Source organism: Pantoea sp. SM3640 (genome assembly GCF_015654165.1).
GTDB lineage: Bacteria > Pseudomonadota > Gammaproteobacteria > Enterobacterales > Enterobacteriaceae > Pantoea > Pantoea vagans.
The window spans coordinates 2,214,167-2,226,694 of the sequence record NZ_CP064872.1; the positions used below are offsets into that span (position 1 = coordinate 2,214,167).

A 12,528-nucleotide genomic window follows, 5' to 3' on the forward strand; every position below is an offset into this window, starting at 1 on the left:
GCCGGATACGTTACTTAAATTGACAGATTCACTGGTTAATAAATTAAATCCACTGCGATGGGAATTAATTCTTAATTAAAGAAGCGCGCAGCATAATTCCGAACCCGAAAAGACAGCGTAGCAGAGACGAATAAGAGTGACTTTTTTTGAATTTTAAACAGACATAAGTCTTTCTGGGTAATCAATAAGGCAGTTGCTTCAGAATTGCAGTGCGTTCCTTATCGAGACGGTCAATACAGAAATTCATGACGCTCACATAAGCATCGCTGCCCTCATCAGCGGCATAAGCTTCCAGCCTGCACTGGCTATCACGGTATTTAAGCCAGTTGCGCTGAGTATCAACGAAGGCGCTTCGGTACTGGCTGGACTCCTGATCATGGCCTTTATAAAGGTGCTCGATTCGGATTTTCGCCGCTTTATACTCTTTATTTAAATTCAGCTCTGACTCTGTTTTATTTTTTTCTGCACATTCGTTAACTTCCTGAGTATTATTCCCGTTCGAACAATCACTCATCGCCTGGACGGAGGAAACATAAGAAGCTAAAACACATAACAGTAAATAATAACATTTCATCAGAAACTCACCATTGATGTTAACTTTTATTTTTATATTTTTCGTAAAGCACTTTTGCATCCTGGCTTTGCGAAAGCAACGTGCATTTCATCATATTGAAGTTACCTGATACCGATCCGGCCAGGTTCATCTTCAGATACGCATTAATCAATTTATCGCCATCACTGAAGGCTTCAACAGGGAGATGGCTTACCTCTAACCAGGCTGACGCGCTTTTAAAGGCATCATCGGTGAAGGCCTTGTCAGTCGAAGCTTTACCTGCACAACGATTCAGAAGCCAGTTGCTGAAAATCTGCGGTTGCCTAAAGGCGTCTGGCGCCGGAGGCGTTATCGCCAGCACTGCAGGAGATAGCGTCAGAGCCAGTAACATCAGTAATTTTTTCATTTCAGTATCCACAGGGAGGCAGCATCAGGGACACACTGCCATAATCTGCGCATTCAGGAAGTGACAAGTATCAGAACAGATGTTGCTTTTTTCAGGGTGTCACATTCACTCGGATATCGATGCAGCCATCTCCATGATCATTGTTAAGCACATACTAGTTATAAAAATGACGCCAGATAATAAAACCTAAACCTCCGCCAATCATCATTACTGCAGTCACCATATTTAAGGTATGAAGGCGAATTAGCCAGCCTATTTCTTTTTCAGGTAACGATTGAATAAAATCATAAGTTTCCTGGCTAACGCTTTCGTTACCTCTGCGCTGAAGTTTTACACCTTTATATAAGCGTGCAAACCAGGAAATTTTTACAGGATGGAACGATGGACTGAAAAATGAGCTAACCTGAGTGCTGAAATCAAGATCCAATCTTCTTTTACGAAACTCGCTAATTAATGATTCATAGTTGTGAACGTTTTTTCTGAATATTATGTAGCCAATAACCTGCAAAACAATGGAAATCAAAAATGAAATCACTGAAACAGAGATCAAAATGCAAGGCCAGGTCATAAAATTTTATCCATTGTTAATCCCGTAAACCAGCTGGCAATTTCACCAGAAATATAGCCCCCTACAGCTGCCCCGACGAGACTACAGGTCAGATAGCCTACGGGACCAGTTCCCACCCCTACAGCAAGACAAACTCCCGGCCCCAAAGCCGAGCCTAACGTACCACCATAGATACTTGCAGCGGTGCTACTGGCAAATTGAGCATACTTAGTTACGGCAACTTTAACACATTCACTCTGCCGGTCTACAGTACAAGCCTGATAAACGTCGTTAGAAGTATTTGCAGCACCGAACCCTATGGATACCAGCCCACCCATTTTCATAAATTTCGCTGCTTTGGCTGCACTATCTACATAGGTCGAATAACCGCGTATTACTCCTGTGCCAGCAGTTTGCCAGTCATGGATAATAGAGGAACTGGAAAGGTTTAAAGCATGCTTAATCTTTTCATAGGGGCGCAAATTCAACATAAATCGGGATAAACGATTCAGTAATACTTCAAGTTCACCAAACAGGCGTTTCCGCTCGATAAAAAACTGCTGCCCGAACAATGTTCCTGACGTCAGATATTGGTTACGGTAGGCATTCTCAATAGCGACAAGTTTCTTGCCAATTTCATTGAAATAACGCTCTCCCGCATCGCCGATGATACCTGATGCTTTATCCACAAAATTGGTAATAGCAGCAATGGAAGCATAATGGCGGTTAAAGAAATCAGCCTCATCAACGGTCAGATGAGTGACACTATTATTGGTTCTGGATTTAGCCTCTTCCAGCGTGCACATGGCTGCCGGGTGATTATTACCATTCGGATCGGCAACGATTAAAATCTGGCCGGGTTTAGCCCATGCAACATCAGCATTTAATTGCAAAAAATAGTTCGCGGCAGACATATTACGCGTGCCATAAAGCCACATTGCCTGCTCAGTCAGTCTTCCTGGACGCTGAACAACACAAAATCCCGGCTCAATTGAATTTTTCTCAGCCATAACAACCTCCTTTTGCAATTAAATGTTCGAAACGTATAATTACCACAACCTCTAATCCATTGAATTTCAATGAATATACGCCCCCTTTTCGGAGGCGTATTTTATTACGCTTCTTTGTTGCCTTTAATGTCCCAGCCGGCGCTGCTCTCTGCGCCTTTGCCGCCGGAAGAGCTCTGCTCCCAGTACTGCTGCTTCACTTTGGATGCCTGGAAGGAGTAGGTCATTCCCAGGGTATCGCCGTTGTCGGAGCCATTGTAATTCACCGCAGTCACCAGAACGTCTTCCAGAGTGATGCGCGCATACTCAACCTGTGAACCGCCCGCTTTACAGATAGAGAGTTCAACTTTAGTGAGATGCTTACCGCTTGCGCAGTTCTTCAGCAGCGCAGTGGTGGATTTGTCGATCAGTGCATTCACGTGCAGGTCGTTGAAGTTAACTTTACCCGCACCGCCGCCGCCGCCCACAGACATGTTGCCTGGCTGAGAAGCACCCCATGAGAAAGAGGTAATATCAGTCCAGCCAGTGTGATTTGAGTCTTTCGACTCGCCAGTAACACCGTCAACCTTCATAAACATATCAATAGCCATTATCTTTCACTCTTTATTGGTTGAGATTATTGCTTTCAAAAAAAGCAAGGATATGGCAAAAAGAAAAGCATGGGGCTGAATAAAACAGTCCATATTTTACCTTTGCCTTGCTTCTGAAATATCGTGCTTAACGATATTTCAGACTTCTTGCTGCCCGTTTTTAAATCGGACAAATACTTTTAGTTAACGCTTATTTATAGCGGAACTTAATATGCAAAACCGATGACCTTCGATTTGTCTAAGATTGCAGGTCATCATTCAATAGACAGCAACCTGACGAAAAGTTTACATTAGCGGAAAGTTTCAATAGCTCAAAAAAGGAAGGAGCATGAAAAAAACCCTCTCAATTTTTCTGGCCGTAATATTTTCACTACTTTCACTTTATGCGATCGTCGATATTATCGAGTCTATATACCTTATCTCTCGCTATGAAAATTTCACTCTCTCTTCACTCGGCTTTATTGCCGGTAAAACGCTTTTTACCACAGTTTGCTTAGTTGTGATTTTTATTCTTGTGAAAAGAATACGCAAACACACTCAGTCTGATAAAGACCGGGTATAGCATTGCACACCACTCTGCTCAGACACGTTCAGGCGAATAAATGGGTTAAAGCCGTTACAACAGGGAGAGGCGCGATGCAGTTTCAGATTCCGGCACCACGCCCATTTTCAGCCCTTAAGCATTATCATTCTTCAGTGACGGCAGCTTAGAGACCAGACGCAGCGAAACGGTCAGGCCTTCCAGCTGGTAGTGCGGACGCAGGAAGAACTTCGCGGCGTAATAGCCTGGATTATCCTCCTGCTCTTCCACATTCACCTCGGCAGCGGCCAGCGGCTTACGAGACTTGGTCTCCTGCGAGGAGTTAGCCGGATCGCCATCGACGTAGTTCATCACCCAATCGTTCAGCCAGCGTTCCATCTCATCGCGCTCGCGGAAGGAGCCGATCTTGTCACGCACGATGCACTTCAGGTAATGCGCAAAGCGGCAGCAGGCGAACAGATAAGGCAGACGCGCGGCCAGACGGGCATTGGCGGTGGCATCGGCGTCGTGATATTCCGTCGGCTTCTGCAGTGACTGCGCGCCAATAAAGGCGGCGAAGTCAGAGTTTTTGCGATGCACCAGCGGCATAAAGCCGTTTTTCGCCAGTTCGGCTTCGCGGCGATCGCTGATGGCGATTTCGGTCGGACACTTCATGTCCACGCCGCCGTCGTCGCTCGGGAAGGTGTGGCACGGCAGGTTCTCAACCGCCCCGCCCGATTCTACGCCGCGGATTGCGGTACACCAGCCATACTCCTTAAAGGAGCGGTTGATGTTGGCGGCCATCGCATACGCCGCATTGCTCCAGGTGTAGTTGCCGTGATCGGAACCGTCGGTCTGCTCTTCAAAATCGAAGCTGTCGACCGGGTTGGTACGAATGCCATATGGCAGACGCGCCAGGAAACGCGGCATCACCAGGCCCAGATAACGTGCATCTTCCGACTCACGCAGGCTGCGCCAGGCAGCATATTCGGTGTTCTGGAAGATTTTGGTCAGATCGCGCGGATTTGCCAGCTCCTGCCAGGACTCCATCTGCATCACTTCCGGCGCGGTGCCGGTGATAAACGGACAGTGTGCCGCCGAACCGATGCGAGCCATCTCACCCAGCAGCTCAACATCCTGCGGGCTATGGTCGAAGTAGTAGTCGCCCACCAGACAGCCAAACGGCTCGCCGCCGAACTGACCATACTCCTGCTCATAGATCTTCTTGAACAGCGGGCTTTGGTCCCAGCCAGCACCTTTATAGCGCTTAAGCGTACGACCCAGTTCCTGCTTGGAGATGCTCATAAAACGGATTTTCAACATCTCGTCCGTTTCGGTGTTGTTAACCAGATAGCTCAGGCCGCGCCAGGCGCTTTCCAGCGACTGGAACTCCGGATGGTGAATAATCTGGTTAACCTGCTGCGACAGCTTTTCGTCGATCTCCGCGATCAGCGCCTGAATGGTGCGATAGGCGTCGCTGGAAACGGTGACGGTGTTCTCCAGCGCCTGCTGCGCCAGAGTTTTTACCGCGCTCTCGACCGCGGCACGTGCCTGATCGCTTTTCGGCCGGAACTCTTTGTTCAGCAGCGCGCTGAACTCATCCTGGCTGAAACTTGCCGCGCCCTGCGACTGGGGTTGTTGTGAAGTCTGCGTCATGCCTGCGGCTCCTTACCTTCAGTGGCCTCATCCTGCTTAGGCAGATGGGTCAGAGCCTGCAGCAGCGTTGGGTCCTGCAGCACTTTACCAATCAGCTCTTCCGCACCGTTTTTGCCGTCCATATAGGTCAGCAGGTTTGCCAGCTGGGTACGCGCTTCCAGCAGCTTGCTCAGCGGCTCGACGTTGCGGGCCACGGCATCCGGCGAAAAGTCATCCATGCTGTCGAAAGTGAGATCGATGTTGAGCTTGCCTTCGCCGTTCAGGGTGTTGTCTACCTGGAACGCGGCGCGTGGCTTCAGCGCTTTCATGCGCTCATCGAAGTTGTCGATGTCGATCTCAAGGAATTTGCGGTCGTCGATGCCCGGCTGCGGCTCCAGCGGTTTACCCACCAGATCCGCCAGCACGCCCATCACAAACGGCAGCTGGATTTTGCGTTCCGCGCCATAAATTTCCACGTCATATTCAATCTGAACGCGAGGCGCGCGATTGCGGGCAATGAACTTCTGCCCACTGGATTTGCTTGTTGCCATGGTTTTCTCCATCAATGATGCGCGGATAATGTGTCACAGCAGGCGCGCAGGTCCCGCTGTGTGAGTGGGTCACGCCTGCTTAGTCGCGACGTCCGAAAATGGTTTCCAGCTGATGCACGCCATCGGGTGCCAGCTCGCGGATGATCTCCAGGAAGTCGCGCTCGATTAAGCGCTGTACCCGGTCGATCATCAGCGGAGCCGGGTGGCTCGGCTCATGCTGGGTGAAGTAGAGCTTCACTTTCTCCAGCATCAGCTGGGCATCGGCGCGGGAACTGATCTGTACCGTGCGCCAGTCCGCGGCCGCGCGCGGCGCCGTTGCGACCGCCGCCGGGGCCGCCGCTTCTGCGGGTTGTTCCGCCGCTGCGGTGGGTATCAGCTGGCTGATATCGGTGGCCTGGCAGCGTTCGGCGATCAGCGCAATCTGTCGGCGCAGCAGGGCCAGTTCAGGCACCGCCGCGTCGCCCAGCCGTTCGGCCACGGTTTCGCAGATGGTCTGCAGCCGCTCATGAATCTGCAGCACCGCCTCAATGCCGGGCTGGTCGCCGCGTGCCAGTTCATCGATCAGACGCGGCAGGCCGCCGGGATAGTCTGCCACCTCGGTTTTGCTGCCGTCGCACAGGGCGGCTGCATCACGCAGCGTGATACCGTCGGACGGATAGCGCAGCAGCCAGCACTGACGCACCGCACCACTGAGTTCCGTCTTGTCACCCAGCAGCGCCAGGGCATTGATGCGGTAGAACGGGTCCTGCTCGCCGTACTCTTCAAGCCGGGGCCAAAGCGGCTCCCAGTAGAGCAGCAGCGCCTGTTCAATCAGCTTCAGGCCCTGGGCATAGCCTGGCAGTCCTTTCAGCTCCGTCCAGGCATGGGTCAGCGCCAGCATCACGCGTAAATCTTTACTGCGGGCCAGCAGCGCTATCGCCAGCTTCTCAACTTTGTTCCAGTCGGCGGGTTCTGCCGGAATGATGGTGTTGCCGAACTGCTGTTCGGCTTTACCGGCACTGGCCTGATCCATCGCCTGAAAATCGGCGTCGTACTCCAGGTTATCGCCACCGGGATTGTCATCACTGACCGGAGCCAGCAAAGCCTCTGTATTCATCGTCATGGGTGTTGCCTCAGGATTCAAACATCGGGGGATAAAGTCCGTTTCGTCCCGGCTTTGCCCCACCGGCCGGATCAAACAGCAATGAAAAAAGCTGGGCGGTGAAGTTACCGCTGTGGACCTGGGTATAAAGCGGAAACCCGTCGCTTTGATTGGTCCACCAGAAACTGGTGTAGAACTGCGGATCGAAGTTCTCACCCGGCAGCGTCCAGTTCAGCGTTGAAGGCGTGTCGCCATGCCCGATAACGTTGAGGATATCTGACGGCTCACCCGTCTCCTGCGGCGGTTGCGGCTGCGGAATGCTGATCAGCGCCTGATCCAACTGCTCCGGCGATCCGCCGCCCTGCACCACCCGCAGCAGCGTATTGCCCACCTGCTGATACCACTCGCCGGAGCGTGCCAGCAGCGCTGGCGACCACTCGGCGGGGGTGAAGTGACGCAGCGCGCAAAGCGGGTAGTTACGTCCCACACTGTCCCGTGCCGCAATCAGGCAGCCCATCTGGATCAGCTGACTGCCCAGCATCGGCGGCACCACAAAATTCCAGACCGGCGCGTTGAGGAACGGGCGCGACGGCGCGTTATCCCCCTCCTGACTGCTCTGCCAGTGATGCAGGCCCACCTGAAACCAGCTGGACCATTGGCGATAGAGGACATCAGGAAAGCGGCGCTTCACAAAGTCACCCGCGCTGGGCAATTTGCCGTACCAGCAGGGTGCAGCGTAATGAGTCATTGTCGGGTCCTGTTTCAGGGGCAGCTAAAGCCGGGAAGCTGGAACGGGTTACGAATGCTGCCAGGGGTGAACGACAGCGTGACCTGATGACCCTCCACGCTGAACGTGGCTTCGCGGGTCAGGCCGCCAGCCGCGGTAACACGGGCGCGATCGAAGAAGCGATTGAGTGCCCAGGGCCCACTGGTGACCAGCGTTGAGGTGGTGCCGTTGGTCAGGCCCAGCTGCATGCGCACCTGGCTGGTGCCGCCCGGACCGGGCCAGCTGACCATCTGTACTGCCTGCGGCCCGTGGCTGTAACGCAATTGCTGTCCATCCACATCCAGCGTCAGGTTAAGAATGTCGTTGTCCATTTTTACGGTGCGCAGCGTGACGCGGAAGCCTGGCGTAGTCGCACCGTTGGCAAAGAACGCATCACGAATTGACTGCGCCTGCTGGAAAGGACGCAGCAGCGCTTCGCCGCCCGGCAGCGTTTTGCCGTCGATACCCGGCGTAAAGCGCCATGAGGCGTTGGTGGTGTCGACTTTGCTGGCCAGGTTGTCGCGGAAGAAGCTGTCCATCATGCCGCTGCCGGGGGCGAACATCCGTGCCAGATCGTCGGGTGTCACCTCACTGCGCGCGGAGCGCACCAGCGGATAACGGCCGGCGATCGCCTGACGACAGAAACTGCCGACTTCCATGGTGATGCGTTTACGGACGTTATCCATGTCGCGGCGCTGCGCATCGCTGCTGGCCCCGACCGCCATACTGGAGACCATATTCTGCAGCGAACCGGGCAGACGTCCGGCGCTGGCCTGCAAACGACTGATCGCATCGCTGGCCGGTGGCGGCATCCCGCTGTTGGCGGCATCCTGCACCGCCGTGAGGTAGCGATAGAGATCGTCAATCTGATGCAGGAAATCATCCACCGCCAGCACCTTGCTGCCCTGCTGTAATGGCTGAGCCAGCTCAAGCACGGGCGCAAAATGCACGGCAACCGCCTGCTCCGGTGACGCCTGCGCTGCCGCCTGTCCACGCGCCGCAGCCGCTTCGGGCGAGGTAAACAGCGCTTCAAGGGTGCGGGTAGCGCTGTTATCCGACGGCTTTGCCGCCTGCGCGGTTTTCTCATCGGGCTGCGCCCGGTTCAGCGTCAGCAGGTTACTGAGGTTGATGACCAGCTGGCGCAGCGGCGAGTGGTTGCCCGACAGCAAACGCGCGGTGTTAATACGCTGCGAGAGATCGGCGCTGCTGTTGAGCTGGATATCGCTCAGGAACTGCTCCCACTGGCGGATGTAGTCCTGCACATAGAGCTGACGCACCGCGAGATCGGTCTGCTCACTTTTCTGCTGCGGCGCAGCGCCATCCAGCACCCAGAGATCGTCCTGATAGAGCGCCTGGGTCACCGGACCAATCTGCTTGTCCACATGCTGCCAGTAGCCGTCCGGCGTATAGAGACCTGCCACACCGTCATTAACCGATTTACCGCTTTTACGGGAAAACACCAGCTCGCTCTGGGGACCGCCCAGCGCCGCCAGCGTCACCGGTTGCAGGCTGTCATCACGTTGCAGCAGGCGCTTCAGGCGTCCATAGACGCGCTGTGACAGCGGCATCTGATTAATCAGCGCCTGCTCGCGCTTTACCAGCGCGTCATCCTTCGCATACGGCGACGAGTGAATCTGCGTCTCCAGCAGCTGTTGCAGATGCCACGCCAGCTGTTTTACCTGCTGCTGTGTCACGTTCTGCGGCAGCTCGCGCGACAGGTTAAGCATCAGCCACGCCTGCAGGAACTTGCCATCGTAGTGCTTCGGCTGATAGAGCATCTGATACGCCTTCAGCGCTTCATAGCTGTAGTCAGCGTCGCTGCCGTTGTCATTGCGCAGCCAGCGGGTGATGTTCTGCGCCACCTGCGGCAACAGCAGCTGCTTCAGCGCTTTGTCGTAAAGCGCACGCGTCGCATCGCTGACCTCGGTGCCACGATAAAGGCCCATACGACGCGTCAGCGGCGGCGATTCCAGCGAGAAGTCGGCGCTTTCCGGCAGGTGCAACAGGGTGTTGAGATAAGGCACCAGCGCAAAGAGATCGCCGTTGACCTGCTTCTGAAGCTGGTCGCCCAGTTGCTCCACCTGCGGCGCTTTAGCGGCCATCTCCTGCAGATAGGCTTTGTTCTTGCTGTAGCTGGTGAGCCACAGACTGCCCGCGACCAGTAACAGCAACAGCAGCGCCAGATAGCCTGACCAGAGTCCGGCGCGGTTGCGCAGCTCCCACCAGCGGTTGCTGCCCGCCAGACCCGACTCCTGGAAAATCACATTTTCCAGCACGCCTTTGAGGAAGAAACTCTGCCCTTTGTTCTGCGGAATCGGGGCGTCCTTATCAACCTGATCCCAGCTGCCTGATTCGCCCGCCTGCTGGCCTGGCAGATTCAGGGCGCGGTTCAGCTCGCCCATTACCCGGTCAAACGGCAGACCTTCCTGGGTGCCGCTGGCAAAGTAGATGCCGCGTGGCGCGAACTGGGTTTCAAAATCGGAGCGGGCGAACAGCGTGTCGAGCGCGTCGGCCAGCAACGGACGCAGCGCAGCGAACTCCTGTGGGAAGAGATAGCTTTCGGCACGCGCCTGCGCGTCGCTCTCCGTCAGCAGCCGATCGGCCAGTCCGGCATCGAGCCGCTGTTGCAGCAGGGAATACTCCTGCTGGAACTGGCTGTTCAGCTCGAAATCGGCGGCGGATGCCTTCGCCCACGGAAAGGTGAATCCCCAGATCTGTTCACGCTGCGCTTTATCCAGCGAGGCGAAGTAGCTGCGGAAACCTTTGAGCAGGTCCGCTTTAGTGACCAGCACATAAACCGGGAAACGGATGCCGAGACGATCGTGCAACTCCATCAGACGCTGACGCAGCGCCAGCGCCTGGTTGCGCAGTGCCTCGGGCGACTGACTCAGCAGATCGGAGACGCTCAGGGTGACGATGACGCCGTTGATCGGCTGACGTCCGCGATATTTACGCAGCAGATCGAGGAAATGGTGCCATTCGCTGGCATCCCGCTCCTGCTGACTCTCCTGGGTGCTGTAACGCCCGGCGGTATCGAGCAGCACGGCGTCGTTAGTAAACCACCAGTCGCAGTTGCGGGTGCCGCCAATGCCGCGCAGGGCCGACTTGCCAAACTTATCCGCCAGCGGGAACTGCAGGCCGGAGTTGACCAGCGCGGTGGTTTTACCGGCACCGGGTGCACCGATAATCATGTACCACGGCAGCTGATAGAGATACTGCCGACCAAAGCGCTGCGCCCAGAACGGCGTGCCTTTGCTGCTGTGGCGCTGGAAGTGCGCCTTTCTCAGCATTTCAGTAGCTTCGGAGAAACGGCCCGCCAGCACCTGCTCTTCACTGGTCAGACGCTGACGATCGGCTTCCGGCGCATCGCTTTTGCCGGTTTCCAGACTCGACATCAGCTTGCGGTTAAGCCAGTAATTGTAGAGCCGTGGAATCGCCTGCCCCAGTCCCCAGACCAGATAGAGCAGCGCGATACTGATCATGCGGTTCTGCTCTGGCTCAAGTGGCCGCGAATCAACGATAGAGAAGACCGGGCCAATCACCCAGATGATAAAAGAGAGCGCGGTGATGCCGACAAAGCCCCACGCAAGGCGGCTGGTCAGCACCGCAAACAGAATATTCAGCATGGATCAGTTCCCTCTCGCCAGGCCGTTGAGTTCGGCATGCGTCGCATCCGGCGCCACCAGCAGTGTGATTTCAACACGACGGTTACGCGCGCGATTTTCTGCGCTGGTGTTCGGCACCAGCGGATTGCTTTCGCCGCGCCCTTCCGCTTTCACCCGCGACGGCTGCGCCAGCTGCTGTTGCAGCAGGGTCTGCACCGAACGGGCGCGCGCCAGCGACAGCTCAAAGTTGGAGGCGAAGCGCGCGCTGCGGATCGGCACGTTATCGCTGTAGCCAATCACCTGAATCTGGCCGCTGACGTTGTTCATGGCCGCCGCGATGCGCCGGATCACGTCAATGTAGCCGCCGCGCACTTCGGTCGCCGCCGAAGCAAATAGCCCATCCCCTTTCAGCGTCACCACGCTGCGGTCCGCTTCATCACGCACCGCCACCAGCCCGGCATCAATTTCCGGCTTCAGGAAGGCGCGCAGATTCAGCGTGGCAGGCGGAGGCGGCGCCGGGTTGCCAATCTTCACTTCCGGCAGCGCCGTCTGATAGATGCGGGCCAGCACCGGCGAGGTGTAATCACCCAGACGCCAGTTGAGCACGATGTAGAACAGACAGGCGGCCAGCCCAGCCACGGCCGCACAGGCCCACAGCGGGATCATCGGCCGCCATAGCTTGCGCAGCACCGGCTGATCGGTGGGATGCGGTGACAGCGCCGCGGCGTAACTGCCGCGTACGCTTTTGATCATCTGCAGCAGGCGCTGTTTGATGGTCTCCAGCTGCGAGCGGCCATTGTCCAGCACCCGGTAGCGTCCTTCGAACCCCAGCAGCAGGCAGAAGTAGATCAGCTCCAGCATCAGAATGTGACGTCTGGGGTTCTGCGACAGCTTCGCCAGCAGCTGGAAAAACTTCTCGCCGCCCCAGGTTTCGTTATGAAAGGTGACCAGCAGACCGTTGCTGGTCCAGACGCCGCGACTGCCCCACGGCGTCAGCGCCGCCGCCTCATCCAGCGCGGTACAGAGACAGTAGCGCGCGCCGATGATCACTTCGTAGCCGAGGCCCGACTGCTGACAGCTCAGCTCAAAGCGGCGGATCTGGTCGATCAGCTGCTGACGCAGTTGCGCCGGGTCTTCATGCGACACCGAATGGCGGATCTGTGGAATCGCGTTAATCAGGGGGTTGGCCGCCGCAACCAGCACATTCTGGTGGCTGGCATCCGGCGCAAGATCGCTGTGTGAATGTTGTTGTTCCTGCATCATGCTG

General features: G+C 55.7%; 12 protein-coding genes. 1 reads left to right on the forward strand and 11 read right to left on the reverse strand.

Translation table 11 applies throughout. From position 1 onward, the window contains the following. Nucleotides 1-181: 181 nt before the first annotated feature. The 5 genes from IV493_RS10260 to IV493_RS10280 form a co-directional block, all read right to left on the reverse strand. On the reverse strand, nucleotides 182-574 hold the full coding sequence (locus IV493_RS10260) for a lysozyme inhibitor LprI family protein (RefSeq protein ID WP_041456806.1): 393 nt from the start codon (nucleotides 572-574) through the stop codon (nucleotides 182-184). A gap of 19 nt (nucleotides 575-593) precedes the next feature. After that, the gene (locus IV493_RS10265) at nucleotides 594-959 is read right to left on the reverse strand and encodes a T6SS amidase immunity protein Tai4 family protein (protein ID WP_195857093.1); all 366 of its coding nucleotides are present in this window, start codon (nucleotides 957-959) and stop codon (nucleotides 594-596) included. 154 nt (nucleotides 960-1,113) lie between these two features. Continuing rightward, nucleotides 1,114-1,527, reverse strand: a complete 414-nt coding sequence (locus IV493_RS10270) for a hypothetical protein (RefSeq protein WP_041456803.1) — start codon at nucleotides 1,525-1,527, stop codon at nucleotides 1,114-1,116. Further along, a complete protein-coding gene (locus tag IV493_RS10275) occupies nucleotides 1,524-2,516 on the reverse strand; it encodes a hypothetical protein (protein ID WP_195857094.1) in 993 nt (330 codons plus the stop codon). Before IV493_RS10275 ends, IV493_RS10270 begins: the two co-directional genes overlap by 4 nt. A gap of 104 nt (nucleotides 2,517-2,620) precedes the next feature. Continuing rightward, the gene (locus IV493_RS10280; protein ID WP_013357577.1) at nucleotides 2,621-3,103 is read right to left on the reverse strand and encodes a type VI secretion system tube protein Hcp; all 483 of its coding nucleotides are present in this window, start codon (nucleotides 3,101-3,103) and stop codon (nucleotides 2,621-2,623) included. A gap of 328 nt (nucleotides 3,104-3,431) precedes the next feature. On the opposite strand from IV493_RS10280, the gene IV493_RS10285 reads away from it, so the two are divergent. Further along, complete coding sequence (locus IV493_RS10285; RefSeq protein ID WP_033782822.1) at nucleotides 3,432-3,665, forward strand: hypothetical protein; 234 nt, start codon at nucleotides 3,432-3,434, stop codon at nucleotides 3,663-3,665. Nucleotides 3,666-3,779: 114 nt separating this feature from the next. Here the strand turns inward: IV493_RS10285 and tssC are convergent, their stop codons facing one another. The 6 genes from tssC to IV493_RS10315 form a co-directional block, all read right to left on the reverse strand. Next, nucleotides 3,780-5,279, reverse strand: coding sequence for a type VI secretion system contractile sheath large subunit (gene tssC / locus IV493_RS10290; protein WP_013357575.1), 1,500 nt, complete (start codon nucleotides 5,277-5,279; stop codon nucleotides 3,780-3,782). Further along, on the reverse strand, nucleotides 5,276-5,809 hold the full coding sequence (gene tssB, locus IV493_RS10295) for a type VI secretion system contractile sheath small subunit (RefSeq protein ID WP_013357574.1): 534 nt from the start codon (nucleotides 5,807-5,809) through the stop codon (nucleotides 5,276-5,278). Before tssB ends, tssC begins: the two co-directional genes overlap by 4 nt. 79 nt (nucleotides 5,810-5,888) lie before the next feature. After that, nucleotides 5,889-6,905: a type VI secretion system protein TssA gene (gene tssA, locus IV493_RS10300; protein WP_195858172.1), complete on the reverse strand. Its 1,017-nt coding sequence runs from the start codon at nucleotides 6,903-6,905 to the stop codon at nucleotides 5,889-5,891. A gap of 16 nt (nucleotides 6,906-6,921) precedes the next feature. Next, entirely contained in the window at nucleotides 6,922-7,638 is a 717-nt protein-coding gene (gene tagF / locus IV493_RS10305) for a type VI secretion system-associated protein TagF (RefSeq protein ID WP_013357572.1), read from the reverse strand. Between the two features lie 14 nt (nucleotides 7,639-7,652). Next, nucleotides 7,653-11,282, reverse strand: coding sequence for a type VI secretion system membrane subunit TssM (tssM, locus tag IV493_RS10310; RefSeq protein ID WP_195857095.1), 3,630 nt, complete (start codon nucleotides 11,280-11,282; stop codon nucleotides 7,653-7,655). A 3-nt stretch (nucleotides 11,283-11,285) separates the two neighbouring features. Then, entirely contained in the window at nucleotides 11,286-12,524 is a 1,239-nt protein-coding gene (locus tag IV493_RS10315; protein ID WP_013357570.1) for a DotU family type VI secretion system protein, read from the reverse strand. Nucleotides 12,525-12,528 lie beyond the last annotated feature (4 nt).

Bases quoted from the DNA above. Each gene is read 5' to 3' on its own strand.
- tssB (WP_013357574.1), bottom strand. From the start codon at position 5,809: ATGGCAACAAGCAAATCCAGTGGGCAGAAGTTCATTGCCCGCAATCGC.
- IV493_RS10315 (WP_013357570.1), bottom strand. From the start codon at position 12,524: ATGATGCAGGAACAACAACATTCACACAGCGATCTTGCGCCGGATGCC.
- tssA (WP_195858172.1), bottom strand. From the start codon at position 6,905: ATGAATACAGAGGCTTTGCTGGCTCCGGTCAGTGATGACAATCCCGGT.
- tssC (WP_013357575.1), bottom strand. From the start codon at position 5,279: ATGACGCAGACTTCACAACAACCCCAGTCGCAGGGCGCGGCAAGTTTC.
- IV493_RS10265 (WP_195857093.1), bottom strand. From the start codon at position 959: ATGAAAAAATTACTGATGTTACTGGCTCTGACGCTATCTCCTGCAGTG.
- tagF (WP_013357572.1), bottom strand. From the start codon at position 7,638: ATGACTCATTACGCTGCACCCTGCTGGTACGGCAAATTGCCCAGCGCG.
- tssM (WP_195857095.1), bottom strand. From the start codon at position 11,282: ATGCTGAATATTCTGTTTGCGGTGCTGACCAGCCGCCTTGCGTGGGGC.
- IV493_RS10270 (WP_041456803.1), bottom strand. From the start codon at position 1,527: ATGACCTGGCCTTGCATTTTGATCTCTGTTTCAGTGATTTCATTTTTG.
- IV493_RS10280 (WP_013357577.1), bottom strand. From the start codon at position 3,103: ATGGCTATTGATATGTTTATGAAGGTTGACGGTGTTACTGGCGAGTCG.
- IV493_RS10285 (WP_033782822.1), top strand. From the start codon at position 3,432: ATGAAAAAAACCCTCTCAATTTTTCTGGCCGTAATATTTTCACTACTT.
- IV493_RS10260 (WP_041456806.1), bottom strand. From the start codon at position 574: ATGAAATGTTATTATTTACTGTTATGTGTTTTAGCTTCTTATGTTTCC.
- IV493_RS10275 (WP_195857094.1), bottom strand. From the start codon at position 2,516: ATGGCTGAGAAAAATTCAATTGAGCCGGGATTTTGTGTTGTTCAGCGT.